This is a genomic window from Ruegeria sp. HKCCD7303 (genome assembly GCF_013111185.1).
GTDB lineage: Bacteria > Pseudomonadota > Alphaproteobacteria > Rhodobacterales > Rhodobacteraceae > Ruegeria.
This window is the reverse complement of sequence record NZ_WVRE01000006.1, coordinates 159,141-183,208: the sequence shown is the minus strand read 5'-3', so window position 1 is coordinate 183,208 and position 24,068 is coordinate 159,141. Positions and strand designations below refer to the sequence as shown.

Annotated in this window: 25 protein-coding genes; 11 read left to right on the top strand and 14 right to left on the bottom strand. The window is 57.7% G+C overall.

Annotated elements, in window-relative coordinates:
• Window positions 1-14 precede the first annotated feature (14 nt).
• Window positions 15-2,507, top strand: a complete 2,493-nt coding sequence (locus GS630_RS16155) for a TIGR02302 family protein (protein WP_171712134.1) — start codon at window positions 15-17, stop codon at window positions 2,505-2,507.
• Between the two features lie 3 nt (window positions 2,508-2,510).
• On the opposite strand, the gene GS630_RS16150 is transcribed toward GS630_RS16155, so the two are convergent.
• Window positions 2,511-3,224, bottom strand: coding sequence for a zinc-ribbon domain-containing protein (locus tag GS630_RS16150; RefSeq protein WP_171179106.1), 714 nt, complete (start codon window positions 3,222-3,224; stop codon window positions 2,511-2,513).
• A gap of 181 nt (window positions 3,225-3,405) precedes the next feature.
• On the opposite strand from GS630_RS16150, the gene GS630_RS16145 reads away from it, so the two are divergent.
• From GS630_RS16145 to GS630_RS16130, 4 genes are read left to right on the top strand one after another with little or no spacing between them, the layout of a single operon-like run.
• Entirely contained in the window at window positions 3,406-4,083 is a 678-nt protein-coding gene (locus tag GS630_RS16145; protein WP_171179442.1) for an ATP-binding cassette domain-containing protein, read from the top strand.
• Entirely contained in the window at window positions 4,080-4,979 is a 900-nt protein-coding gene (locus GS630_RS16140; RefSeq protein ID WP_171620969.1) for an ABC transporter permease, read from the top strand. Before GS630_RS16145 ends, GS630_RS16140 begins: the two co-directional genes overlap by 4 nt.
• Window positions 4,979-5,719 (top strand): 1-acyl-sn-glycerol-3-phosphate acyltransferase, encoded by a 741-nt coding sequence (locus tag GS630_RS16135; protein WP_171620968.1) that lies wholly within the window; start codon window positions 4,979-4,981, stop codon window positions 5,717-5,719. The genes GS630_RS16140 and GS630_RS16135 overlap by 1 nt, the downstream gene beginning before the upstream one ends.
• Complete coding sequence (locus tag GS630_RS16130; protein WP_171620967.1) at window positions 5,706-6,311, top strand: pyridoxamine 5'-phosphate oxidase family protein; 606 nt, start codon at window positions 5,706-5,708, stop codon at window positions 6,309-6,311. The genes GS630_RS16135 and GS630_RS16130 overlap by 14 nt, the downstream gene beginning before the upstream one ends.
• 21 nt (window positions 6,312-6,332) lie before the next feature.
• Here the strand turns inward: GS630_RS16130 and GS630_RS16125 are convergent, their stop codons facing one another.
• Window positions 6,333-6,926 (bottom strand): NAD(P)H-dependent oxidoreductase, encoded by a 594-nt coding sequence (locus tag GS630_RS16125; RefSeq protein WP_171179115.1) that lies wholly within the window; start codon window positions 6,924-6,926, stop codon window positions 6,333-6,335.
• Window positions 6,927-7,027: 101 nt separating this feature from the next.
• Between GS630_RS16125 and GS630_RS16120 the strand changes: the two genes are divergently transcribed.
• Complete coding sequence (locus GS630_RS16120) at window positions 7,028-7,606, top strand: TetR/AcrR family transcriptional regulator (protein ID WP_171179117.1); 579 nt, start codon at window positions 7,028-7,030, stop codon at window positions 7,604-7,606.
• 21 nt (window positions 7,607-7,627) lie between these two features.
• Here the strand turns inward: GS630_RS16120 and lpdA are convergent, their stop codons facing one another.
• The 11 genes from lpdA to mdh form a co-directional block, all read right to left on the bottom strand.
• Complete coding sequence (gene lpdA, locus GS630_RS16115; RefSeq protein ID WP_171179119.1) at window positions 7,628-9,016, bottom strand: dihydrolipoyl dehydrogenase; 1,389 nt, start codon at window positions 9,014-9,016, stop codon at window positions 7,628-7,630.
• Window positions 9,017-9,085: 69 nt separating this feature from the next.
• Entirely contained in the window at window positions 9,086-9,496 is a 411-nt protein-coding gene (locus GS630_RS16110; protein WP_171179444.1) for an MAPEG family protein, read from the bottom strand.
• Between the two features lie 84 nt (window positions 9,497-9,580).
• Complete coding sequence (locus GS630_RS16105; protein WP_171179122.1) at window positions 9,581-9,850, bottom strand: hypothetical protein; 270 nt, start codon at window positions 9,848-9,850, stop codon at window positions 9,581-9,583.
• A gap of 2 nt (window positions 9,851-9,852) precedes the next feature.
• The gene (gene odhB, locus GS630_RS16100; protein WP_171620966.1) at window positions 9,853-11,358 is read right to left on the bottom strand and encodes a 2-oxoglutarate dehydrogenase complex dihydrolipoyllysine-residue succinyltransferase; all 1,506 of its coding nucleotides are present in this window, start codon (window positions 11,356-11,358) and stop codon (window positions 9,853-9,855) included.
• 3 nt (window positions 11,359-11,361) lie between these two features.
• Entirely contained in the window at window positions 11,362-14,319 is a 2,958-nt protein-coding gene (locus GS630_RS16095; RefSeq protein WP_171620965.1) for a 2-oxoglutarate dehydrogenase E1 component, read from the bottom strand.
• The gene (locus tag GS630_RS16090) at window positions 14,316-14,855 is read right to left on the bottom strand and encodes a DUF805 domain-containing protein (RefSeq protein WP_171179128.1); all 540 of its coding nucleotides are present in this window, start codon (window positions 14,853-14,855) and stop codon (window positions 14,316-14,318) included. The genes GS630_RS16095 and GS630_RS16090 overlap by 4 nt, the downstream gene beginning before the upstream one ends.
• 41 nt (window positions 14,856-14,896) lie before the next feature.
• On the bottom strand, window positions 14,897-15,778 hold the full coding sequence (gene sucD / locus GS630_RS16085; protein ID WP_171093685.1) for a succinate--CoA ligase subunit alpha: 882 nt from the start codon (window positions 15,776-15,778) through the stop codon (window positions 14,897-14,899).
• 13 nt (window positions 15,779-15,791) lie between these two features.
• Complete coding sequence (locus GS630_RS16080; RefSeq protein WP_171179130.1) at window positions 15,792-16,619, bottom strand: glycosyltransferase family 25 protein; 828 nt, start codon at window positions 16,617-16,619, stop codon at window positions 15,792-15,794.
• Between the two features lie 152 nt (window positions 16,620-16,771).
• Window positions 16,772-17,482, bottom strand: a complete 711-nt coding sequence (locus GS630_RS16075; RefSeq protein ID WP_171712121.1) for a sulfotransferase family 2 domain-containing protein — start codon at window positions 17,480-17,482, stop codon at window positions 16,772-16,774.
• 10 nt (window positions 17,483-17,492) lie between these two features.
• Window positions 17,493-18,686: an ADP-forming succinate--CoA ligase subunit beta gene (gene sucC, locus GS630_RS16070; RefSeq protein ID WP_171179135.1), complete on the bottom strand. Its 1,194-nt coding sequence runs from the start codon at window positions 18,684-18,686 to the stop codon at window positions 17,493-17,495.
• A 308-nt stretch (window positions 18,687-18,994) separates the two neighbouring features.
• Window positions 18,995-19,957 (bottom strand): malate dehydrogenase, encoded by a 963-nt coding sequence (mdh, locus tag GS630_RS16065; RefSeq protein ID WP_171093679.1) that lies wholly within the window; start codon window positions 19,955-19,957, stop codon window positions 18,995-18,997.
• Window positions 19,958-20,118: 161 nt separating this feature from the next.
• Here mdh and GS630_RS16060 point away from each other — a divergent pair, with 161 nt between their 5' ends.
• A complete protein-coding gene (locus GS630_RS16060; protein WP_171179137.1) occupies window positions 20,119-20,874 on the top strand; it encodes a sulfite exporter TauE/SafE family protein in 756 nt (251 codons plus the stop codon).
• On the opposite strand, the gene GS630_RS16055 is transcribed toward GS630_RS16060, so the two are convergent.
• On the bottom strand, window positions 20,875-21,180 hold the full coding sequence (locus GS630_RS16055; protein ID WP_171179140.1) for a hypothetical protein: 306 nt from the start codon (window positions 21,178-21,180) through the stop codon (window positions 20,875-20,877).
• Between the two features lie 170 nt (window positions 21,181-21,350).
• Here GS630_RS16055 and GS630_RS16050 point away from each other — a divergent pair, with 170 nt between their 5' ends.
• Genes GS630_RS16050 through GS630_RS16035 form a run of 4 tightly spaced genes read left to right on the top strand, consistent with a single transcriptional unit; the run spans window position 21,351 to window position 24,016 of the window.
• Entirely contained in the window at window positions 21,351-22,208 is an 858-nt protein-coding gene (locus GS630_RS16050) for a CoA ester lyase (RefSeq protein ID WP_171179142.1), read from the top strand.
• 6 nt (window positions 22,209-22,214) lie between these two features.
• Entirely contained in the window at window positions 22,215-22,769 is a 555-nt protein-coding gene (locus GS630_RS16045; RefSeq protein WP_171620962.1) for an NnrU family protein, read from the top strand.
• 12 nt (window positions 22,770-22,781) lie between these two features.
• Window positions 22,782-22,988 carry a DUF1737 domain-containing protein gene (locus tag GS630_RS16040; protein WP_171620961.1) on the top strand — a complete coding sequence of 69 codons (207 nt, stop codon included), beginning with the start codon at window positions 22,782-22,784 and terminating at the stop codon, window positions 22,986-22,988.
• Window positions 22,988-24,016: a MaoC family dehydratase gene (locus tag GS630_RS16035; RefSeq protein ID WP_171620960.1), complete on the top strand. Its 1,029-nt coding sequence runs from the start codon at window positions 22,988-22,990 to the stop codon at window positions 24,014-24,016. The genes GS630_RS16040 and GS630_RS16035 overlap by 1 nt, the downstream gene beginning before the upstream one ends.
• Window positions 24,017-24,068: the final 52 nt, after the last annotated feature.

The window sequence follows — 24,068 nt, the reverse complement described above, 5'->3', positions numbered from 1 at the left end:
TGTGGTTGACCCACATGGGTATGGTGGCTGAACAGGTATTGCGTGCGTTCTGGCCGCTGTTCTCGATCCTGATGGTCCTGCTTGCAGCGCTGATGCTGGGTCTGCAAGACCAATTCGCCGTTGAGGTCGTTTGGGGCGCGGGCGCGCTTTCGTTGATTTCGATTGTTGTGGCGGGTGTTTGGGGGCTGAAAAGAGTTAGCCTACCGTCTCGTGCGGATGCGCTCATGCGGTTGGATGAGACGCTGCCCGGTCGTCCGATCCAGGCCCTTTTGGACGATCAGGCGATTGGGTCCACAGATCAGGATTCGGTCGCACTGTGGCAGGCCCACAAAGACCGGATGGCTCAGCGCGCCGCTGCTGCTGCTCCAGCCAAACCTGACCTGCGGCTGGCGTCGCGTGATCCTTACGCGCTGCGCTATGCAGCGCTGTTGGCTTTTGTGGTGGCGGTTCTCTTCGGCTCTTTGTGGCGCGTGGGGTCGGTGGCCGATATGGCGCCCGGAAGCGCAAATGCGGGGCAAGGCCCGACATGGGAAGGATGGGTTGAACCCCCAAGATATACGGGTTTACCGACGCTTTACTTGGCCGATCAAGCAGACGGCCAGTTGTCAGTTCCAAAAGGCAGCCGCATAACTTTGAGGATGTATGGTGAGGTCGGCGCACATAGCCTGACCGAAAACAGCTCGGTCGTGGGCACTCAGGCCGCAACCAATCCCGAACAGGAATTTGTGGCTGAACGTTCTGGCCAGATGCGTATCGATGGCCCTGCAGGTCGCGAATGGGCCGTACAGGTCATTGACGATGCGACCCCGAAGATCGCGGTTGCCGGATCTGCCGAAGCAGAGGCAGGCGGGCAAATGAAACTGCCCTTTGTTGCCAGTGACGATTATGGCGTGGTGTCGGGCTCGGCCCGGATCGAACTGGATCTGGCATCGGTGGATCGCCGCCATGGGTTGGCGACCAAGCCCGAGCCGCGAGAGGTGATTGAGATCGAACTGCCAATGCCGATCACCGGTGACCGTGCCGATTTCAGCGAAGATCTGATCGAAGACTTTTCACAGCATCCCTGGGCTCACCTGCCGGTGAAGATCACGTTGTTGGCCGTGGATGCGGCTGATCAGCAGTCGGCGTCCGAGCCATTTTTGACTGCCTTGCCAGCCCGTCGATTCTTTGACCCTTTAGCGGCAGCGGTGATCGAACAGCGGCGTGATCTGCTCTGGTCGCGGTCCAACGCGCCGCGCGTGGCGCAGCTGTTGCGGGCTGTCTCTCATCTGCCAGAGGATCTGTTTCGGTCGGACACCGCTTACTTGCGCTTGCGTGTGGTTTTGCGGCGGCTGGAAGCCTTCCAGACATACGGAGCGCTGAACCCAGAGCAGCAGGAAGAGATCGCGCAAGCCCTGTGGGACCTGGCTGTGTTGATCGAGGATGGCACCTTGGCGGACGCTCTGGAGCGGATGCGTCGCGCGCAGGAGCGTTTGACCGAAGCGATGCAAAACGGGGCCAGCGACGAAGAAATCGCCGAGCTTATGCAAGAGCTTCGCGAAGCGACGCAGGATTATCTGCAGCAGCTACAACGTCTTGCTCAGCAGAATGGTCAGGAAGGTGAAATCCAGCCTGGTCAGAGTGGCGAGACCCTTCAAATGTCGCAGGATGACCTGCAGCGCATGATGGACCGCATTCAGGAACTGATGGAACAGGGCCGTATGGCCGAAGCCCAGCAGGCGCTGGAAGAGTTCCAGCAGATGATGGAAAACATGCGCGTGACCCAAGGCCAAGGCCAAGGACAACAGCCTGAAGGGCAGCAGGCTATGGAAGGTCTGGCTGAAACTCTGCGCGAACAGCAAGGTCTCAGCGATCAGGCGTTCCGCGACTTGCAAGAACAGTTCAACCCCGGTGCGCAATCCGGTGAAAGCCAAGGCAACGAAGGCCGCAATGGCGGGCTTGGCCGGGGGCAAAGCCACGAAGGCCAGGGTGGTCAGGGTCAAGGCTCGGATCAGGCCGGAGAGGGCGAGCAGGGGCAGGGATCACTGGCGGACCGTCAGCAGGCCCTGCGCAATGAACTGAATCGCCAGCAACAGAATTTGCCAGGCGCGGGGACGCCTGAAGGAGACGCCGCGCGTGATGCGCTTGGCCGCGCCGGGCGCGCCATGGACGAGGCGGAACAGGCCTTACGAGGAGACGATCTGGCCGAAGCCATCGACCGCCAGTCTGAGGCCATGGAAGCCCTGCGTGAAGGGATGCGTTCATTAGGCGAGGCTATGGCCCAGAACCAGCAGAACCAGCCGGGTCAGGGCACGCAGGAAGGCGAAGCGCAAGCCAATAGCCGCGATCCCTTGGGTCGAAACCCTGGGGCCGGTGGTTCAATCTCAACCGACGAAAACCTGCTGCAGGGCGAAGATGTCTATCGCCGGGCGCGCGAGTTGTTGGATGAAATCCGTCGCCGGACCGGAGAAACGGACCGCCCCGAGATCGAGTTGGAATACCTCAAACGTCTGTTGGAGCGGTTCTGAACCTCAGTTCGGAGCTCCGGCCTGAGCTTCAAGCCAGATCCGCGCCTGATCCACCAGAGACACGTAAGAGCTGAGCAGTGGGTCGGCCTGTGGCACGGCCTCTCCGATCTGCTGTGCGTTGCCATAGATCAGATACAGAACCACGCCGATGATCAGCATCAGCGCAAAACCGCGCAGGAACCCGCCTGATTTGCGGGGCGGCGGAGGGGTCTCTTCCGCTTCGGTCGCGCGCATACTGGAATTGATTGCTTCGACATCGGGCAGTGCATCTTTTTGACCAGCGTCAACAGCGGTTTCCGAAGCGGCAGGCCGCTTGGGCTTGACCTTGGGTTCCGGCGGTTGGTCCAAACCCAGATCAGGCTGGCTTTCCAGGTTGCTGCCTTCTTTTGCGCGCAATTCGGCTTCGCGGGCCGCTTCTGCTTTTAGAATGTCGGCGACGGACGGATCGACATTGCCCGCAGGCGCAGCAGTGTCTTCCGCCGCAGGGGTCGCGTCTTCCGCAGTTACAGCCTCTTTTGCGGGCTCTGCCTGGGTTGTGGCCTCCTCCTCAGCAGGGGGATGTGCGTCTTCAGCCGGTGCGGCTGCAGGTTCTTCCTGGTGCTTGGGCTGAAACCAGGTCTTATCACAGTTGGAACACTGCACGTCACGACCTTCCTCGGGAATAACCTCGTCAGGAACCTCGTACTGCGCACCGCAATTCGGACATGTAAGACGCATGCTGCCTCCCCGGCCGGGCGATGGGCCGATAATAGTTTTTTCAGGGATGATATTCCGTTAAGACCCATCAGCAAAGGGCGTTTTCGGTTTCATGGGCCAAGTGTCACCAATTGGACTCGGTAGAGCCATTGAATCCGCCACCCTGCTCGGGCAAGAAGAGCAGCAAATAATGGGGGCACGTGTGATCGAGCTGGAAAATGTCAGCTACACCTACGGTGGCGGCGAGTTGCTGAGCGATGTCTCGGTGCAATTGCAGCCGGGATCGTTTCACTTTCTGACCGGCCCCTCGGGGGCGGGCAAAACAACGCTGCTCAAACTGTGCTATGGGGCCCTGCTGCCAACCTCGGGGCGGCTGAGTGTTTTCGATCAGGACATCTCGTCCCTTGATCGGGATCAGTTGGCCGTGCTGCGCCGACGTGTTGGTGTGGTACATCAGGATTGCCAGTTTCTGGACCACATGACGCTGGCCGAAAACGTCGCCTTGCCATTGATGGTCTCAGGGCGCTCGGAATCTTCGGAACAGGACAATCTGACCGAACTGCTAAGCTGGGTGGGTTTAGGCGCGCGGCTTGAAGCGCATCCGCCTGAGTTGTCCGGTGGCGAACGTCAACGTGCTGCCTTGGCCCGCGCTGTCATCCTGTCGCCGGATGTTGTGTTGGCGGACGAGCCCACTGGCAATGTGGATTGGGAAATGTCCCAACGTCTGCTGCGTCTGTTGATCGAGTTGAACAGAATGGGCAAGACAGTATTGATCGCGACCCATGACATGAGCCTGATCCGAGCCGCCAAAAGTCAGGTTCAGGCACGCGTATTGCGCATTTCTCAGCGCAAGCTGCATCTGGCGGGGGCTGACCTATGACCAGAGCCGAAGTAAGTACTCTGCTGCGCGGCGATACGCGGGCGAACCGCGTTGTTCCCCCAACCGGATACACCGCTCATCTAACATTGTTTGTTGCCGGAGCGATGGCATTTCTGGTGGTGTTTGCACTTGCGTTGGCGCTCGCGTCCGGCCGGATTGCCGACCGTTGGGCTTCGGAACTGGCGGGGGCCGCAACCCTGAGGATCAATGCCCCGGCTGAACAGCTTGCCGCGCAGACCGAAGCCGCGCTGACAGTTCTGGGCCAAACGCCCGGCGTTGCATCGGCGCGCGCACTAAGTGCCGAGGAACAGGTCGCATTGCTGTCACCGTGGTTCGGACCGGACCTGCCCCTAGACACTTTGCCCATCCCACAGCTTATCGAAATCACCGAAGGCGAACCGGGAATGGATGTGATGGGCCTGCGTCTTCGCCTGGGTGCCGAAGTGCCGGGCGCGGTACTGGATGATCATACGCGATGGCGCGAACCTCTTGTCGAAGCCGCAATGTCACTCCGGCGATTGGGGTGGATTTCGATCCTGCTGATCGGGGGGGCGACGGCGGCAATGATCACGCTTGCGGCAAACGCATCTCTGGCGGCCAATGCGCAGATCATCGAAGTATTGCGTCTGGTCGGCGCGCGCGACGGGTTTATCGCCGGGGCTTTTGTCCGGCGCTTTACCTATCGCGCATTTTTTGGGGCCTTGGTCGGGACTTTGCTGGGTATGACAGGCGTTTTGCTTTTGCCCGAGGCCTCGGATGCAGGCGGATTTCTGACGGGGGTTGGCTTTCAGGGCGCGGACTGGTTGCTGCCGATCGTCATCCCAATACTCGGCGCGGCTGTTGCCTTTTTCGCCACCTGGGCTGCGGCCCGTCGCAAATTGAAGGAGCTTTCCTGATGTTCTCAGCCTTACAGTGGGTGCGCTCTTTGGTCTTTATGATCGTTATCTATGCCTGGATGCTGATCCTTGGCATTGTGTTTCTACCCTATGCCTTGTTTTCGAAGCGGGGGGCCCTGATGGCGTGTAAAACCTATGCGCGCAATACCATGTGGCTGGCCCGTTGGATGGTGGGTATTCGTTGTGAGGTTCGGGGAACCGCGCCTTCGAATGAAGTGGTCGTGGGTGCCAAGCACCAGTCGTTCCTTGATATCATCATGATCTTCAATGCCATCCCGCATGGGAAGTTCATCATGAAGCGTGAATTGCTGTTTACACCTGTTATCGGAATGTATGCCCGTCGCCTTGGTTGTATTCCGGTCAATCGTGGGAAACGCGGCGCCGCGGTGGCTAAGATGGTCAAGGATGTGGCGAAAGAGTTTTCAGAGCCCGGGCAACTGGTGATCTACCCTCAAGGCACGCGTGTCGCGCCGGGCGCCAAGAAACCCTACAAGGTTGGGACGGCGGTTCTTTACGAAGGTCTGGGATTTCCCTGCGTTCCGGTGGCTACAAATGCCGGGGTGTTCTGGCCCCGAACCGGTGTCATGCGCAAACCGGGTCTTGCGATTGTGGATTTTCTTGAGCCAATCGAACCCGGCGTTGAGCGGGACGATTTTCTTGGTCGATTGGAAGACGTGATTGAAACACGCTCGAATGAGCTGATGCGCGAAGTGGGGTTTGATCCGGATGGAGTACATTGACGACGTTGCAGCGCTGGAAGCATTGTATGGCAAACCCGGCGCGCCATCCTTGCGAAAGGTCGTTCACCGACTGACGCCCCTGTATCGCAAGTGGATTATGGCCTCGCGCCTATGCGTCCTCAGCACTGTTGGCCCGGAAGGTGTGGATGGCAGCCCCCGAGGCGACGACGGCCCTGTTGTACTGGAATTGGATGAGCGACGGCTGGTTTTGCCGGATTGGCGTGGCAACAACCGGCTGGATTCACTGCGGAATATCGTGCGCGACCCGCGTGTTGCGCTTATGTTTTTTGTTCCGGGTTCCGACAACGTTGTTCGCGTGAATGGGATCGCTCGCGTTACTGCGGATGAAGGTTTGCGACAGCATTTCGCAAAGGGCGGCAAGCGCCCGGCGGCTGTCGTCGTTGTTGAGATCGCCGAGATTTACAGCCAATGCGCGCGTGCTTTGATGCGTTCAGCTATCTGGACCAGCGGGGACGAGAGTGCTGTCCTTCCAACGATTGGGCAGCTTTTGTCCGAGGCGTCGGAAGGCGAAGAAGGCGGCGCGCAATATGATAGTGAATGGGCTGCACGCGCCGCGAAAACAATGTGGTAGGCGAAACATGTGGCTGCGGGTTCAAACCGCAGCTGCTCCGATCCTCGAGACTTTTTCGATCCAGCGATCTACGTGTCCGGGTTTTGGGTAACTTGCACCTGCGAAATAGGTGAAGCGGGTTGGTTTGAAGCCTACAAAGCCAAGGATCTGATCACGAACCTGACGGATAAGCGCTTGCCGATAGATCAGCCGCATAAACCAGCCCGGTGTATCTGAGGTCAGTATGACGCGTGCGGTGCGTCCCGTCAGCATGGGGGCCGGAAAGCCGATCTTTGTCGTGTTCCGAGTGTCGAACGTTCGCCCGGGGATGAATGTCCGGTCGATCAGTCCCTTGAGTTTCGCGGGTAGACCGCCCCACCACATCGGGGTGGTCAGAACCAGATGATCACTCCACTCAAAGTCTTGCAGCACGTGTTCCAGAACCGGTTCAAGCGGTTTGAAGTCGTGGTAATTGCCCTGACCGAAATCAAAATCGAACTGCAGATCGCTCAGATGAACCATTCGGACGTCATGGCCGTTTTTGAGGGCAGCGTCCCGATATGTTTCGGCAAAGGTCCGGGACAGACTGCTTTCTGCCGGGTGTCCGTCGAGGATGAGGATTTTCTTGGGTTGCATCGTGATTCTCCTAAAAATGACCACGGTCAATTTGTAGAATCAAAAATGACCACGGTCAATATTAAATTTGACCACGGTCAAAAACTGTGCGATTGAGCGGTATGCAAAAGGCGATTCAGAAACGTACGATCAAAACCCGCGCCAAGCTTCTCTCGGCTGCTGAGGCGGTTGTCCGAAGTGATGGCTACCAAGCTTTGCGGGTGGAAGACGTGGTAAAAGCGGCAGGCGTCGCCAAGGGCACTTTCTTTGCGCATTTCAACGACAAGGATGCGCTAATGGAAATCCTGATCGGCGAAAGATTGAATGCGTGTCTGGACCAGGCCGAAGCCGGAACACCACCCAAGACAGTTGATGAGATCATCGTGGCGCTCGAACCGGTGCACAGTTTCATGACGTCCGAGCGATACGTTTTCGATCTGTTGATCAGATATTCCGGTGCAACGGCCATCGAAGATATAGGCCCGATAGCCTATTGTTTTGAAAGGTACTTTCGGGTCGTGATGTTGTGGCTTGAAGCTGCAGATATGCGTAAGGACGTGCCACCCGAGCTTTTGGCCGAAGGTGTTCAGGCCTTTGCCATTCAGGCCATGTCGTTGCGGTTTTGTGCTCTGCATTCCGCAACGACATTCACAGACAGGCTCGAGACCTATCTGGATGCTTGGTTGACCCCGACAAGCTGATTTCTGCCGGGGTCAAAACTCTTAGCTGTGGATCGGGCCGTCGCCGCAAGCCAAGGCGGCCTCACGCACGGCTTCCGAATAGGTCGGGTGCGCATGACAGGTCAGGGCCAGATCTTCTGCCGAAGCACCAAACTCCATCGCGACACAGACCTCGTGAATCAGATCACCCGCGGCAGGCCCGATGATATGAGCGCCCAGAATGCGGTCAGTTTCCTTGTCGGCGAGGATTTTGACGAACCCGTCCGAGGCAAAGTTCGCCTTGGCGCGCCCATTGCCCATGAACATGAACTTGCCAACCTTATAGGCGCGGCCTTGTTCTTTAAGCGTTGCTTCGGTTTCACCCACATTGGCAACCTCAGGCCAAGTATAGATCACCCCCGGAATAACGCCGTAGTTCACATGGCCATGCTTACCCGCAACCTGTTCGGCGGCGGCCATGCCCTCGTCTTCGGCCTTATGCGCCAGCATCGGACCTTCGGTGACGTCGCCAATGGCATAGATGCCCGGCACATTGGTTTGCCAGTCGGAACCCACCTTGATTTGGCCGCGTTGGGTCATCTCGACACCCAAGGCGTCAAGCCCAAGACCATCGGAGTACGGCTTGCGCCCGGTGGCGACCAGCACGGTATCGGCATCGATCACGTGTTCGCTGTCGTCCTTGAGCAGTTTGTAGGTGACCTTTGCCTTGGTCTTGGTCGCTTCGGTCTTTTGCACCGCAGCACCCATGACAAAGTTCAGGCCCTGCTTCTTGAGGATACGCTGGAACGTCTTTTGTACCTCTGGGTCCATGCCTGGTGTGATTTCCTTGAGGAACTCGATCACCGTTACTTCCGCCCCCAGTCGGCTGTAGACCGAGCCCAGTTCCAGGCCGATCACGCCTGCGCCGATGACGACCATTTTCTTCGGAATCTTGCCCAGCGACAGCGCGCCGGTTGAGGTCACGACAACCTTCTCGTCCACTTCTACACCCGGCAGAGAGGAAGGCTCGGACCCAGACGCAATGATGATGTTCTTTGTTTCATGCACTTCATCCCCGACCTTGACCTGACCGGCGGCAGGGATCGATCCCCAGCCTTTCAGCCAGTCGATCTTGTTCTTTTTGAACAGGAATTCGATGCCCTTGGTGTTGCCCTCAATCACCTCGTCCTTATAGGCCTGCATCTGTTTCCAGTCGACCGAAGGGCTTTTGCCCTTCAGGCCCATCTTGGCAAAGTTATGCTCGGCCTCGTGCAGTTGATGGCTGGCATGCAGCAGCGCCTTGGACGGAATGCAACCTACGTTCAAGCAGGTTCCACCCAGCGTGTCGCGCCCTTCGACCACGGCGGTTTTCAAACCCAGCTGGGCGCAGCGGATGGCGCAAACATAGCCGCCGGGGCCGGCGCCGATTACGATAACGTCATAATTTGCCATGGAAGATCTCCTTGAGAATTCGGGTTGTTGCAGGGCAGGAACCTCTGAACAAGATATGGGTTGGCGGTCTCATAGCAAAACCACCAAAAGCATGAGGGTCGTGGCCAGAAACCCGAAGAACCAAATGACGCTGCGCCATGGTTTCCAACCGAAATAGTATGCGGGAACATACAGCACGCGCGCGGCCAGATAGGTCCAGGCGCAGGTGGCCGTTAGTGCGTTTTCCTTGCCTGAAACGGTGACAACAACACAGGCAATGGCAAACAGGATCAACCCCTCGAAATGGTTGTTGAGGGCACGGTAGAGCCGGGCTGTTCCATCTGAGAGCTGATCTTCTAGCGTCCCGCCCAATCTGGCCCTGTCACGGGGTGACATGGTTTTGCCCGGACCCAACTCCAGATTTGCAGGAACTGCCATAAGTACAAACTGCACAACCTGTAAAAGGGCTGCCAAAGTCAGTGCTGTCAGTTCTGCGTTCATTGCAAGACGCCGCATTGGAGTTTGATGTGTATGACGGCAGAGCGCAGAAGCAGATGTGTTGCCGCTTGCGCTCTGCCATCGGATTTAGACTGGTGTCAGAATTTTAGTGTGAATATGCGCCACGCCACCACGTTCGTGATGCATGGCGAGTTCCTCAGATTCGATAAAGTTCTGCGCGCGCTCCAGATCGGTGATTTCGAACAACGCCACCGCATGGTCCTTCTGGTCCGGGTCTCGCCAGATGTGGAGGTCGCGGATACCCGCGGCCTCACGCATCTTGCGATCTTCCTTGAACACTTTCAGCCAGGCGTCGAAATCGGCCACATCGGCCTGCCAGAGTACATGTGTTGCCATGATTACAGGTCCATCAGCAGGCGGCGCGGATCTTCCAGCGCCTCTTTCACGCGAACAAGGAAAGTCACAGCACCTTTGCCATCAACGATCCGGTGGTCATAGGACAGCGCCAGATACATCATCGGGCGGATCTTGATCTCACCATTGATGACCATTGGACGATCCTGAATCTTGTGCATCCCCAGAATGCCCGACTGCGGGGGGTTCAGGATCGGCGATGACATCAGCGAGCCATAGACGCCACCGTTCGAAATGGTGAACGTGCCGCCCTGCATTTCGGCCATGGACAGCTTACCGTCGCGGGCGCGCTTGCCTTTCTCGGCGATGGCTTTTTCAATCGCGGCAAAGGACATGCTGTCCGCATCGCGGATCACCGGAACCACCAGACCTTGCGGAGTACCAGCGGCGACGCCCATGTGTACGAAGTTCTTGTAGACGATGTCGTTGCCGTCAATCTCGGCATTCACCTCAGGCACTTCTTTCAGCGCATGGCAGCACGCCTTGGTAAAGAAGGACATGAAACCAAGGCGTACGCCGTGCTTCTTCTCGAACTGGTCCTTGTACTGGTTGCGCAGGGCCATCACCTCGGTCATGTCCACCTCGTTATAGGTGGTCAGGATTGCAGCAGTATTCTGTGCATCCTTCAGGCGTTTGGCGATGGTTTGACGCAGACGGGTCATGCGCACGCGTTCCTCGCGGGCTTCGTCTTCGGCCGCAACCGGTGCGCGCGGAGCCTGTGCAGCTGGGGCTGGTGCCGCCGGTGCTGGTGCCGGAGCCGAAGAGACAGCCTTTGCCACGTCTTCTTTCATGATGCGGCCATCGCGACCGGTGCCAGTGACCTGATCAGCTGACAATCCGGCCTCGGCCATCGCTTTTTCGGCAGAGGGTGCGTTTGCCACATCCTTACCGGTGCTTGCCGCAGCGGGGGCCGCTGCTGCTGCCGGGACCGACGCGGGCGCGGTACCTGCTGCAGAGCCAGAGATCACTGCCAGCTTGGCTGCTGCATCCACAGTTGCGCCTTCCGGAGCAACGATTTCTGCCAGAACTCCCGCAGCCGGGGACGGAACTTCGACCGAGACTTTGTCGGTTTCCAATTCACACAACATTTCGTCCTGCGCGACGCTGTCGCCAACCTGTTTGAACCAGGTCGAAACGGTAGCCTCTGTAACAGATTCACCAAGAGTGGGAACCATGACATCAACCGACCCGCCTGCTTGGGCGGGCGCGGCTGCCGGTGTTGCAGTTGCCGCAGGGGCAGGGGCCGCGCCTTCGCCTGCTGTAATGGTCGCCAGCAGAGCATCTACGCCAACGGTATCACCTTCGGCGGCTACAATCTCGGCCATCACCCCGGCAGAGGGAGAAGGCACTTCAACTGTAACCTTGTCGGTTTCAAGCTCACACAGCATCTCATCCACGGCGACTGCATCGCCGGGCTTCTTGAACCATGTGGCAACAGTGGCTTCGGTGACCGACTCGCCAAGCGTGGGAACACGAACTTCAATCGTCATCGCTTACTTTCCTTTGGTGCTCAGCGCTTCGTTAACCAGCGCTTCTTGTTGTGCTTTGTGTTGGCTGGCCAGACCCGTCGCAGGCGAGGCCGAGGTTGCGCGACCGGCATAAACCGGACGTTTGTGTTTCGCTCCGATCCGGGTCAGAACCCATTCGATATTGGGCTCGATAAAGGACCAGGCTCCCTGGTTTTTGGGCTCTTCCTGACACCAGACCATCTCGGCCTCTTTGAACCGCTCAAGCTCGTTGATTAGCGAATGGGCCGGGAAGGGGTAATACTGCTCGATCCGCAGCAGATAAACGTCGTCGATCCCGCGCGCGTCACGTTCTTCCAGCAGGTCGTAATAGACCTTGCCCGAACACAGCACGACACGTTTGATCTTGTCATCCGCCACCAGTTCGGTGTCCGAGTTCCCCTGTTGGGCGTCGTCCCACAACACCCGGTGGAAGCTGGAGCCGGTGGTAAATTCTTCGGCTCTGCTGACCGCGAGTTTGTGGCGCAGCAGCGATTTGGGTGTCACCAGGATCAGCGGTTTGCGGAAAGTGCGGTGCAGCTGTCGGCGCAGGATGTGGAAATAGTTCGCGGGTGTCGTGCAGTTCGCCACGATCCAGTTGTCCTGACCACACATTTGCAGGAACCGCTCCAGACGCGCCGAGGAGTGTTCGGGGCCTTGCCCTTCGAACCCATGCGGCAGCAGTGTGACCAAACCGGACATCCGCAGCCATTTGGATTCACCAGAACTGATGAACTGGTCAAACATGATCTGCGCGCCGTTGGCGAAGTCACCAAACTGAGCTTCCCAAAGGACCAGCGCATTGGGTTCGGCCAGCGAATAGCCGTATTCAAACCCAAGCACCGCATATTCGGACAGCATCGAGTCAATCACTTCGTAATGCGACTGGCCTGGGCGGATGTTGTTCAGCGGGTAGTAACGCTCTTCTGTTTCCTGATGGATGAATCCCGAATGGCGCTGGCTGAACGTGCCACGGGTGGCGTCTTGCCCGGCCAGACGCACCGGGTACCCTTCGGTCAATAGTGATCCGAAGGCCAGCGCCTCACCGGTGGCCCAATCAAAACCAGTGCCGGATTCAAACATCTGCTTTTTGTGGTCCAGAAGACGCCCAACGGTTTTGTGCAAGGCAAATCCGGCCGGGGCGCGGGTCAGAGCGCCACCAACCTCGGCCAGAGTCTCGGGCGTGATCGCGGTCTCGCCTCGCATGTATTCGTCTTTGTTCTTGTCCAGATGCGACCAGCGCCCGTCCAGCCAGTCGGCTTTGTTCGGCTTATAATCTTTTCCGGCCTCGAACTCGTCGTTCAGATGTGCCTGGAAGGCGGCCTTCATGTCCTCGATCTCACCCTCGGGGATCAGGCCGTCTTTGACTAAACGCTCGGTGTACAGAGACAGCGTGGTTTTGTGCGTTTTGATCCTCTTGTACATGATCGGGTTGGTGAACATGGGCTCATCGCCCTCGTTGTGACCAAACCGGCGGTAGCAGAAGATGTCCAGAACCACATCCTTGTGGAACTTCTGGCGGAACTCGGTCGCCACTTTGGCCGCGTGCACCACGGCCTCGGGGTCATCCCCGTTCACGTGGAAAATCGGCGCTTCAACCATCAACGCGATATCCGTCGGATAGGGACTCGAGCGCGAGAAGTGCGGCGCAGTGGTAAAGCCGATCTGGTTGTTTACTACGATATGCATGGTGCCGCCGGTCTTGTGACCGCGCAGACCAGACAGACCAAACCCTTCGGCCACGACACCCTGGCCGGCAAAGGCTGCGTCGCCATGCAGCAGGATGGCCATGACCTTGGTGCGATCCGTGTCGCCAAGCTGATCCTGTTTGGCGCGAACCTTGCCCAGAACCACCGGGTTCACCGCCTCAAGGTGTGAGGGGTTGGCGGTCAGTGACAGGTGCACAGAATTGCCGTCAAACTCACGGTCGCTGGAGGCCCCGAGGTGGTACTTCACATCACCCGAACCATCCACGTCCTCGGGCTTGAAGCTGCCGCCCTGGAATTCGTTGAAGATGGCGCGGTACGGTTTGCCCATCACGTTGGCCAGAATGTTCAGGCGACCCCGGTGCGGCATCCCGATGACGATGTCGCTGAGGCCAAGTGCGCCACCGCGCTTGATGATCTGCTCCATCGCTGGGATCAGCGCTTCACCGCCGTCCAGACCAAAGCGCTTGGTGCCCATGTATTTGACGTGCAGGAATTTCTCAAAGCCCTCGGCTTCGACCATCTTGTTCAGGATCGCCTTGCGGCCTTCCTTGGTGAACGCGATTTCCTTGCCGTACCCTTCGATCCGCTCTTTCAGCCAAGCGGCTTCTTCGGGGTTCGAGATATGCATGTATTGCAGCGCAAAGGTGCCGCAATAGGTCCGCTTTACGATTTCGACGATCTGCCGCATCGAGGCAACCTGAAGCCCCAGAACGTTGTCGATAAAGATCGGCCGGTCCATGTCGGCGTCGGTGAAGCCGTAGGTTTTCGGATCCAGCTCAGGGTGATTGGTTGCAGCGCGCATCCCCAACGGATCCAGATCAGCGGCCAGATGGCCCCGGATCCGATAGGCTCGGATCAGCATCAGGGCGCGCAGGCTGTCCAGAACGGCGCGTTTGATCTGGTCGTCGCTGACCTCAACGCCCTTGTCAGCCGCCTTGTCCTTGATCTTCTTACCCGCCGCTTTGGCGTCAATCTCGGCCCATTCCCCGGTCAGTGCACCGGTCAGATCATCGGCAGGCATGGGCGGCCAGTCGGTCCGCGCCCAAGACGGCCCTTCGGCCTCTTTCTGAACGTCCGGCGCGGCGTCACCCATAGCCTTGAAGAACTCAACCCAGGCCGCGTCTACGGCACCGGGGTTTTTGGTGTACTGGGCGTAAAGTTGTTCCAGATATTCGGCATTATGCCCCTGCATGAAGCTTGAAGCATGAAAGGCAGAGTTGGGCGAGTGTTCGGTCATTGGGCTACCTCATGTGGGTTGGGACCGTATTGGTTGGTGCCTGGCTGGCTGGGGCGGGTCAGCCACCACAGCACCAGAAGGGGCGACACCACCAGAACGATAAGTGTCGGAATGACGATCAGCAATGTTGCGCGGGTAAACAAAATGTCGAGCGTTCCGCCGTGGAACTGGCTGGCAAGGCCAATGCCAAAGATCAGAACTGCAAAGGCCCCAAGGATCAAAAGGATCGGCAGTAAGGCGTAAAGCCCGCTGCGCCCGGTGTCATGCATCCGCCGCCATGCAACGGCCAGATGGGGGAAAAAGACGATCAGGCCGACAATGCTTTGGACCGGTTGGCTGGACGTGGCGGTGACGGATTTCACCTCATCGCTTTCAGTGACCGAGACCTGCGTGAAGAACTGCCAGTCGATGATCCCGGCGATCAAGTTCCAGATCACGACGAACAGAAAAAAGAACCAATATTCGGGCCGCGATGCACGGCCCGAAAAAGTGAAGAATTTGGAGAAACACGTTCTTACAGCCTCACTAAAGGTCATGTGTTTCGTTCCTCCCGGATTAGACAGCCGAAGCTGCCATATCAGCCAATCGCTTCCAGCACAGCCTCGCCCAGCTGCGCGGGGCTTTCGGCCACGACGATGCCGGCCGAGCGCATGGCTTCGATCTTGTCCTCGGCACCGCCCTTGCCACCGGCGACAATCGCGCCCGCGTGGCCCATGCGGCGGCCCGGAGGGGCCGTGCGGCCTGCGATGAAACCAGCGGTTGGCTTTTTGCGGCCCTTCTTGGCCTCATCCGCCAGGAACTGCGCAGCTTCTTCCTCGGCTGAGCCACCGATCTCACCGATCATGATGATCGATGTGGTCTCGTCGTCGGCCAGGAACCATTCCAGCACGTCGATATGCTCGGTCCCTTTGATCGGGTCGCCGCCGATGCCTACACAGGTGGACTGACCCAGACCTACATCGGTGGTCTGTTTGACGGCCTCATAGGTCAGGGTGCCCGAACGCGACACAACGCCGACCGAGCCGCGCTTATGGATGTGGCCGGGCATGATGCCGATCTTGCAGGCATCGGGCGTGATGACACCGGGGCAGTTCGGGCCGATCAGGCGCGACTTGCTGCCTTCCAGCGCACGCTTCACCTTCATCATGTCCAGAACCGGTATGCCTTCGGTGATGCAGACGATCACCTCCATCTCGGCATCAATCGCTTCGAGGATCGAGTCAGCCGCGAAGGGCGGAGGCACGTAGATTACCGAGGCGTTGGCTTCGGTCACATGCTTGGCCTCGTGGACCGAGTTGAACACGGGCAGGCCCAGATGCTCCATCCCGCCTTTGCCGGGGGTCACGCCGCCGACCATCTTGGTGCCATAGGCAATGGCCTGTTCGCTGTGGAATGTACCTTGCGAGCCGGTAAAGCCCTGACAGATCACTTTGGTGTTTTCGTCGATGAGGACTGCCATTTTGTCCCTTTCTCTAGGCGGTGTTGGATTGATTAGGTTCAGTCGCCGGCAGAACATGCGGCGCATAGGATATTTTCTCGAGCGTGGCACGGCCCAGGGCCAGATTGGCCGTGGTACGCAGCCCGCTGCTGATTTCAGCAATGCCACGCCGGATCTTTTGCCGGACCAATGGCCAGCCTGTGGGCCGACTGCGGGGTGCCCCCATATTGTATTCGCCGGGGGCTTCGTTGCCCTGTTCGACCATGGCCGGGATCACCTGATAGATGTTGGTCTGACGCGCCGCAGCCGAAGCTGATGGATTGAACAAAAGCCCGTCCAACGTGATGTCATAGGGTTTCTGCGCCAGAAAATGCTGCGCCGCTTGTCGCGTCAGCGCGTACGCCGCGCCCCCGGGATGACGCGATCGCATCAGGCGCAGTTCGCGCCCCAGATGGATCAAGCGCTTGCGCCCAAGCGCGACATAAAGCTTGGTGCTGCGCCAGCGTTCAAACCGGACGATATCAGCATCCGCGGGCCACCAAGATGGGTCATTCAGCCAATCGGCCAATTCCGGGCTCAGGAACACGTCATCCTCAAGGATCAACGCTTGTTCAGCGCCCGAGGCGATCAATGCCTCCCACGCTTTGGCATGGCTGAGGGTGCAGGCCATGTCCTTGGTGTGGAAATAGCCCCACGGCCCCTCGGCCTTGCACTCGCGCAGGAAATCCTCGCGGGTGGCGGCGTCGCAATCAACAGCATTAACGCGCGTCGCTGACAGGCCTGCCTTTTGCAGCTCCTGCTCCATCAAACGCGCCCGCCCTGTGGCGCGTTCAAGACCTATGAGGAAGATGGGGATGGTCATGCGTTTAAGTTTTTCAGGCAGATCAGACAGCCCACACCAAAGGCGATCTGGTCGTCAGGCTGATAGCGCTCCGACGGATCGTTTTGATGTTTTGGTCGATTAGGACTGCCATTCCTTCGTGCTCCTGTTTGGGTTAACTCGCCTGCGTGGCGCTATTCATAAGTGTTGATAAGGTTTTGCCCGGTGGGGAAAAACGCCCCAAGCAGTTCGTAGTCTGCTTGTGTATGTCGCACCAAAAAATCTTTGGATTCCTTGGATAAATCCTCGAAACGTGGCGGCGTAGTGCTGCTGGAATTTCTGCGACCAATGTGAACGGTAGTGTTCAGCCTTTCAGACAAATCAGCAGCCAGCCTGTCTAATTCGGACGTCGTATAAACAGCGTCGAAGAAGCCAATATCTTGCCCCAGAAAAACATCAATGGGACAAGTATGGAGATACATTACACGGCTTACGTCACAATATTTGTCATAGTCTCGTATGAACTCTTCTATCGTCGGGTTGGTCTTGAAGCCTTTGAACGGTTGCTGATTTCGCGTTCCGAACAATTTGCCAATCAGCTTGTTCTGATGCTCCGAACCGACAGGTACTTTTTTTAGGTCCTCAAAATCGTGCACACGATTTTGGTAACCAGACAGAAACCGTTTTATTGGATCGCGAACAACTGCAAAACTCCAATAATCGCGGGCTTTCTCAAAATCGCTCTGTCGGACTGGCCTGGTCGGATAGCGGGGATGGAGTTCCGTGATCTTTCCATCCCACTCATTACCAGTCTCGATTTTATAAAGGACATGCTTAATGGATGTTCCAGCAGCTTTGTGGACACCAAAATAAGCAATGTTGTATTTGTCGAGAAAAGCAACCATTCGAGACTTACTATCCCTTAACCGCTTTCACGATCTTCTCGGCGCCGTCTTTCAGGTTGTCTGCCGCGATCACGTCGAGGCCAGAGGTGTTGATGATCTCTTTGCCTTTCTCGACATTGGTGCCTTCCAGACGCACGACCAGCGGAACCTGCAGGCCGACCTCTTTCACCGCGGCGACAACGCCCTCAGCAATCACATCACAGCGCATGATGCCGCCGAAGATGTTGACCAGAATGCCTTTGACGTTCTCGTCCGAGGTGATGATCTTGAACGCCTCGGTGACTTTCTCTTTGGTCGCACCGCCGCCCACGTCGAGGAAGTTTGCAGGCTCTGCACCATAGAGCTTGATGATGTCCATGGTGGCCATCGCCAGACCCGCGCCGTTCACCATACAGCCGATCTCGCCGTCCAGCGCGATGTAGTTCAGGTCATATTTGCTGGCTTCCAGTTCCTTGGGGTCTTCCTCGGTCGTGTCGCGCAACTCGGCGATGTCGGGGTGGCGGTAGACCGCGTTGCCGTCGAAACCGACCTTGGCATCCAGCACTTTCAGGTCGCCGCTGTCCGAAACGATCAGCGGGTTGATCTCCAGCATTTCCATGTCCTTCTCGACGAAGGCGTTGTAGAGCTGGTTCATCAGTTTGACGCATTGCTTGACCTGTGCGCCTTCCAGACCCAACGAGAAGGCGATGCGGCGGCCGTGATAAGGTTGGTATCCGGTGGCCGGGTCGACCGAGAATGACAGGATTTTCTCGGGCGTCGCAGCGGCGACTTCTTCGATGTCCATGCCGCCTTCGGTCGAGCAGACAAACGAAATGCGGCTGGTCTGGCGGTCTACCAGAAGGGCTAGGTACAGTTCACGTTCGATGCCCGAACCAGCTTCGATGTAGATGCGGTTGACTTGCTTGCCTGCGGGGCCGGTCTGATGTGTGACCAGAGTACGGCCCAGCATCTTCTTGGCTTCCTCAGCCGCTTCCTCAACCGATTTGGTCAGACGGACACCGCCTTTTTCACCGGCGTCGGCCTCTTTGAAAGAACCTTTGCCGCGCCCGCCTGCGTGGATCTGCGCCTTGACCACCCACAGGGGGCCGTCCAGTTCACCGGCTGCGGTTTTGGCTTCTTCGGCGCGCAGCACGGCGCGACCATCGGAAACCGGAGCACCATAGCTGCGAAGAAGAGCCTTGGCCTGATATTCGTGAATGTTCATCGAAATTGTCCCGTCTGACTGCGTTTAACCGTTATAGGGGTGTCTAGCGGGCAAGTTTAAAGGGTTTTTTGACGGCAAAGAGGATTTTAGTGAAGATTTTCGCCATTTGTGATCACGGCTTTTTAGGGTGTGATCACAAAATTTGCCGCGTGATCGATTGATTCGAAAATACAGTGCAGGCACCGGAAATCACATTCAAAAAAAAGGATTTGCGACGTTTGCGCCAACATTCGCGACCCTGATTGATCTGGGCAAAAGAAAACCGGCCCAGAAATGGGCCGGCTTTTAGCCTGAGAATTTGTGCTGGTTTAAGCCAGCGAGCTGTCGATGCCTTTGCAAGCGTCGATCAGGCCCTTAACGGCGTTGACAGAGTTGTCGAAACCGGCTTGTTCGTCTTCGTTCAGTTTGATGTCGACGATACGTTCTACGCCACCTGCACCGATTACGGTCGGGACGCCAACGTACAGACCGTCAACACCCAACTCACCACTGCAGTAGGCAGCGCAAGGCAGAACGCGTTTTTGGTCTTTCAGATAAGCTTCGGCCATTTCGATTGCCGAAGTGGCAGGCGCGTAATAAGCGGAACCTGTTTTCAGCAGGCCAACGATTTCTGCACCACCGTCACGGGTGCGCTGAACGATGGCGTCCAGCTTCTCTTGCGTGGTCCAACCCATCTCAACCAGATCGGGCAGTGGTATACCGGCTACGGTCGAATAGCGCACCGAAGGCACCATGGTGTCGCCGTGACCACCCAGAACGAAAGCGGTGACGTCGCGCATCGAAACATTGAATTCTTCCGATAAGAAATGCGCAAAGCGCGCCGAGTCCAATACGCCTGCCATGCCGCAAACCTTGTTGTGCGGCAGGCCCGAGAATTCGCGCAGCGCCCAAACCATTGCGTCCAGCGGGTTGGTGATGCAGATCACGAAGGCATCGGGTGCGTGAGCGGCGATGCCTTCACCGACCGACTTCATGACTTTCAGGTTGATGCCCAGCAGGTCATCGCGGCTCATGCCTGGCTTGCGGGCCACACCAGCGGTCACGATGCACACATCCGCGCCAGCAATATCGGCATAGTCGCTTGTGCCCTTCATCGAGGCGTCAAAGCCTTCGGATGGGCCGGATTCTGCGATGTCGAGCGCCTTGCCCTGCGGCAGCCCGTCAGCGATGTCAAACAGGACTACGTCACCCAGTTCTTTGACAGCTGCAAGATGCGCAAGCGTGCCGCCGATGTTCCCCGCGCCGATCAGCGCAATCTTGGGTCTGGCCATTTGGAATATCTCCGGTCGGTTTTGAAATCGCGGTCGTGCTAGTCGCTAAAACGGCAATAGGCAAGGGTTCTGCGACGTGGCATACAACCGCATACCGTTTGCAGAGCCCGGTGTGGTTGCGCTAAAGGGCCTTTGAGACAAGCCAAAACCGGAACCGGCGCATGTTCGAATTAAACCTGATGTTTTTTGCAGTGGCGATCCCTGCGGTGGTTTTTGCGGGCATATCAAAGGGAGGTTTCGGCTCGGGTGTGGCCTTTGCGTCTTCGTCGATTCTGGCGCTGATCCTGGAACCCGGGCAGGCCCTGGCTCTGATGCTGCCGATCCTGATGGTGATCGACGTGGCCACGCTGGGCCCCTATTGGAAGCGGTGGAGTTGGCCGGATTCCCGCCTGCTGATTTTGGGCGCAGTACCGGGCGTCGCGCTGGGTGCTTGGCTGTATAAGGCAACGGATAATGATCTGTTGCGACTACTGATCGGTGGCATTTCGGTCGGTTTCGTTATTTGGCACATTGCACAGACCAGAGGCTGGGTGCGTGGATTTGCCAATCGCCTGCCACCGTCGGCCGGGCTTTTTGCCGGATTGGTCGCCGGTTTCACCAGTTTTGTCAGTCATGCAGGAGGTCCGCCCGCCGCGGTATACCTGTTGTCCCAAAAACTGTCGAAGACCGAGTTTCAGGCCAGCACTGTGCTGGTTTTTTGGGTTATCAACATCACAAAGTTTGTGCCTTACGCGTTTTTGGGTTTGTTCACATGGCACACGGCGCTGGCCGACATGTTGTTGACACCCTTTGCCATTCTAGGCGCGTGGCTTGGCGTTCGAGCGCATTTCATGATGTCTGAGCGCCTTTTCTTTGGAATTGCCTACGTGTTGCTGACCTTGACGGGCAGCAAACTGATCTGGGACGCGCTTACGTAATCAGGCGTTCGGCGGCAGGGCGTCCGCGACTTCCTCATAGGCCTGACCGGAGGCCACCAAGCACGTGATTCCGTTTGGCAAGGTCACCGTGATCGTCCAACTGCCGCTTTCGCCCGAAGCGAAGAGCTCCATAACCGCGCCTTGCCGGGCCAGCCCAAAGCCCCTGCGTTCTTCGCCATAGATTTCATGCAATCGCTTCAGTACATCCTCTCGCGGCGCACAATTCTGGCCCTGAGCCTGCACCTGCTGTGCCGCCAGAACCATGATCCCCAGACCCATTGTCATCTTAAGCAGTGTCTTTTCCATCCCGTAGCCCTTTCGATTCCATCTGTTGCTCAGGCTGGGGCGGAGGCGACGAAATTCGGTTAAGGCAAAGCACGTTGCGTCGCTTTTGCTGCGCTGCGGCAAATTTCTTCTTGAACTTTCCGGCAAAAAATGCCCCATTCCGCGCAACTTTATTTCAATGGGAGTGGTCCATGGATCCTCGTCAGCGCCCCTATCGTTCGGTTCTTTACATCCCGGGTTCGAGAGACCGGGCACTGGACAAGGCCCGCACTCTGCCTGTGGATGCGATTATCTTTGATCTGGAAGATGCGGTCGCGGCGGACGAGAAGGAAAATGCACGCGAAACGCTCAAGGCGGCTTTGGCGGCTGGTGGTTATGGCGCGCGGGTCAAGATCGTGCGGATCAACGGGTTGGACACCGAATGGGGTCGTGCTGATGCAGAGGCGGTGCGCGGCATGGATGCCGACGTTGTCCTTCTGCCCAAAGTAAACTCGGCAGCCGACGTCGATGCTCTGGCTGCAATTACCGGAGATATGCCGATCTGGGCCATGATGGAAACGCCGCGCGGGATGCTCAACGCGCCTGAAATCGCAGCCCATCCCCTGATGGCCGGGTTCGTGATGGGCACCAATGATCTGGCGAAGGAACTGCAAACTCGTTTTCGCCCTGACCGTCTGCCACTTATGACCTCGCTGGGCCTCTGCCTGCTGGCTGCCAAGGCCGAAGGTCTGATCATCGTTGATGGCGTTTATAACGCGTTCAAGGATGGCGAAGGTCTGGCCGCAGAATGCGCGCAGGGTCGTGACATGGGTTTTGATGGCAAAACACTGATCCACCCCGCACAGGTCGAGATCACAAATGCCGCCTATGCGCCGTCTGACGCCGAGATCGATCTGGCCCGACGCCAGATCACGGCGTTTGAAGAAGTTGAAGCGCAAGGGCAGGGTGTTGCTGTCGTCGATGGCAAAATTGTTGAGAACCTGCACGTTGCAACAGCCCGCGAAATTCTGGCAAAAGCAGAGGCAATTTCAGCTTTGCAAGCGGGGTAAGCCAGCATGGGCTTTGTTCTTCTGATCCTTGGCGTGGCGCTGTGGTGGGCGGCACATCTGTTCAAACGCGTCGCACCTGAACGTCGAGCCGCGATGGGCGACGGGGGTAAAGGCGCCGTCGCTTTGGCCCTGGTCGCGTCGATCCTGCTGATGGTCTTCGGCTATCGTATGACCGATTTCATCTTTGTCTGGGCGCCGCCGACATTCCTGATCCACGTCAACAACCTGTTGGTGCTGATCGCGATCTACATGATGAGTCCTGCCGGTACAAAAGGCCGATTGCTGAACAAGCTGCGCCATCCGATGCTGGGCGGTTTCAAGCTGTGGGCCTTTGCGCATTTGCTGGTGAACGGCGATTTGGCGTCGATCATCCTGTTTGGTGGACTCCTGGCCTGGGCCGTGGTCGAAGTGATCGTGATCAACAAGTCCGAGCCCGAATGGACACCGGCTGAGCCTGGCACTTACGGCAAAGACGCGATGTTCTTTGTGGCGTCGATCGTCCTGTTGGGGATTATCGGCTATATCCATGGGCTGGTCGGTCCGTCTCCTTTCGGCTCATAGGGACCTCAGGCAATGGCAAAACTCTATCGTTTGTTGACCGAGGAAGACACATCGGCCTTCTGCCACAAAGTGTCTGACGCACTGGCCAAAGGGTGGGAGCTGTATGGCGACCCGTCCTATGCCTTTGACACAGCAAACAGCGTTATGCGTTGTGCGCAGGCCGTGACCAAAGAGGTCGAGGCGGACTATTCCCCTGAAATGAAACTGGGACAGCAGTAATGGCAAAAACAAATCCGGGACGTTTTTTCGAGGATTATTCCGTCGGGCAGGTGTTGCAACATGCGGTACCGCGTACAGTGACCGAGGGAGAGCGCGGCTTGTATCACGCGCTCTATCCTGCGCGTCATGCGCTGTATTCGTCGGACGAATTTGCCCGGGATTGTGGTTTGCCGGAAAGCCCGATTGATGATCTGGTCGCCTTCCATCTGGTTTTCGGCAAAACCGTGCCGGATGTTTCGTTGAACGCGGTTGCCAATCTTGGCTACGCCGAGGGCCGCTGGCTGAAACCTGTGTACGCTGGAGATACCCTGCGCTCTGTGTCCGAGGTGATCGGGGTCAAGCAGAACTCCAACGGAAAAACTGGCGTCGTATGGGTGCGCACACGCGGGCTGAACCAGTTGGACGAGGTTGTGCTGGAATATGTTCGTTGGGTTATGGTGCGCAAAGCAAATGTCGACGCGCCGGCGCCCGAAACAGTTGTTCCCGAGTTGAAAAAGGTTCTTGATCCGCAGGATCTAATCGTGCCCGAGGGTCTTGATTTCTCGAACTACAATTTTGCTTTGGCGGGTGAGCCGCACGGCTGGGGCGACTACGACATCGGTGAGACCATCGACCATGTGGACGGTGTCACCGTGGAAGAGGCAGAGCACATGCTGGCCACACGCCTGTGGCAAAACACGGCCAAAGTGCATTTCGACCTGACGTTCCGGCCCGAAGGCAGGCTGATCTATGGAGGTCATGTTATTTCGATGGCGCGGACCCTGTCGTTCAATGGCTTGGCAAATGCGCAGATGATCGTTGGCCTGAACGGCGGCGCACATGCAAACCCTTGTTTTGCAGGAGATACCATCAAGGCGTGGTCCGAAGTTCTGGACAAAGCGGAAACCGGCGTACCAGGCGTGGGTGCGATTCGGCTGCGATTGGTGGCAACCAAAGGGGGCGCTCCGTTTGCATTGAAGAACGACGAGGGACGGTATTTGCCCGATGTTCTTCTGGATCTCGATTATTGGGCGCTTATGCCGCAATAAGAGTTCTGACGGTTATGTGAACCACTTGCGTGTTAGCCGTGCTAGGTTTGCA

What these genes read in the sequence shown, in the direction of transcription:
- GS630_RS16040 (WP_171620961.1), top strand. Translation starts at nt 22,782, where the DNA reads ATGGCAAAACTCTATCGTTTGTTGACCGAGGAAGACACATCGGCCTTC.
- odhB (WP_171620966.1), bottom strand. Translation starts at nt 11,358, where the DNA reads ATGACGATTGAAGTTCGTGTTCCCACGCTTGGCGAGTCGGTCACCGAA.
- GS630_RS16120 (WP_171179117.1), top strand. Translation starts at nt 7,028, where the DNA reads ATGCAAAAGGCGATTCAGAAACGTACGATCAAAACCCGCGCCAAGCTT.
- GS630_RS16110 (WP_171179444.1), bottom strand. Translation starts at nt 9,496, where the DNA reads ATGAACGCAGAACTGACAGCACTGACTTTGGCAGCCCTTTTACAGGTT.
- GS630_RS16155 (WP_171712134.1), top strand. Translation starts at nt 15, where the DNA reads ATGGGTATGGTGGCTGAACAGGTATTGCGTGCGTTCTGGCCGCTGTTC.
- sucC (WP_171179135.1), bottom strand. Translation starts at nt 18,686, where the DNA reads ATGAACATTCACGAATATCAGGCCAAGGCTCTTCTTCGCAGCTATGGT.
- sucD (WP_171093685.1), bottom strand. Translation starts at nt 15,778, where the DNA reads ATGGCAGTCCTCATCGACGAAAACACCAAAGTGATCTGTCAGGGCTTT.
- GS630_RS16090 (WP_171179128.1), bottom strand. Translation starts at nt 14,855, where the DNA reads ATGACCTTTAGTGAGGCTGTAAGAACGTGTTTCTCCAAATTCTTCACT.
- mdh (WP_171093679.1), bottom strand. Translation starts at nt 19,957, where the DNA reads ATGGCCAGACCCAAGATTGCGCTGATCGGCGCGGGGAACATCGGCGGC.
- GS630_RS16150 (WP_171179106.1), bottom strand. Translation starts at nt 3,224, where the DNA reads ATGCGTCTTACATGTCCGAATTGCGGTGCGCAGTACGAGGTTCCTGAC.
- lpdA (WP_171179119.1), bottom strand. Translation starts at nt 9,016, where the DNA reads ATGGCAAATTATGACGTTATCGTAATCGGCGCCGGCCCCGGCGGCTAT.
- GS630_RS16135 (WP_171620968.1), top strand. Translation starts at nt 4,979, where the DNA reads ATGTTCTCAGCCTTACAGTGGGTGCGCTCTTTGGTCTTTATGATCGTT.
- GS630_RS16055 (WP_171179140.1), bottom strand. Translation starts at nt 21,180, where the DNA reads ATGGAAAAGACACTGCTTAAGATGACAATGGGTCTGGGGATCATGGTT.
- GS630_RS16050 (WP_171179142.1), top strand. Translation starts at nt 21,351, where the DNA reads ATGGATCCTCGTCAGCGCCCCTATCGTTCGGTTCTTTACATCCCGGGT.
- GS630_RS16140 (WP_171620969.1), top strand. Translation starts at nt 4,080, where the DNA reads ATGACCAGAGCCGAAGTAAGTACTCTGCTGCGCGGCGATACGCGGGCG.
- GS630_RS16075 (WP_171712121.1), bottom strand. Translation starts at nt 17,482, where the DNA reads ATGGTTGCTTTTCTCGACAAATACAACATTGCTTATTTTGGTGTCCAC.
- GS630_RS16045 (WP_171620962.1), top strand. Translation starts at nt 22,215, where the DNA reads ATGGGCTTTGTTCTTCTGATCCTTGGCGTGGCGCTGTGGTGGGCGGCA.
- GS630_RS16060 (WP_171179137.1), top strand. Translation starts at nt 20,119, where the DNA reads ATGTTCGAATTAAACCTGATGTTTTTTGCAGTGGCGATCCCTGCGGTG.
- GS630_RS16130 (WP_171620967.1), top strand. Translation starts at nt 5,706, where the DNA reads ATGGAGTACATTGACGACGTTGCAGCGCTGGAAGCATTGTATGGCAAA.
- GS630_RS16035 (WP_171620960.1), top strand. Translation starts at nt 22,988, where the DNA reads ATGGCAAAAACAAATCCGGGACGTTTTTTCGAGGATTATTCCGTCGGG.
- GS630_RS16125 (WP_171179115.1), bottom strand. Translation starts at nt 6,926, where the DNA reads ATGCAACCCAAGAAAATCCTCATCCTCGACGGACACCCGGCAGAAAGC.
- GS630_RS16095 (WP_171620965.1), bottom strand. Translation starts at nt 14,319, where the DNA reads ATGACCGAACACTCGCCCAACTCTGCCTTTCATGCTTCAAGCTTCATG.
- GS630_RS16105 (WP_171179122.1), bottom strand. Translation starts at nt 9,850, where the DNA reads ATGGCAACACATGTACTCTGGCAGGCCGATGTGGCCGATTTCGACGCC.
- GS630_RS16080 (WP_171179130.1), bottom strand. Translation starts at nt 16,619, where the DNA reads ATGACCATCCCCATCTTCCTCATAGGTCTTGAACGCGCCACAGGGCGG.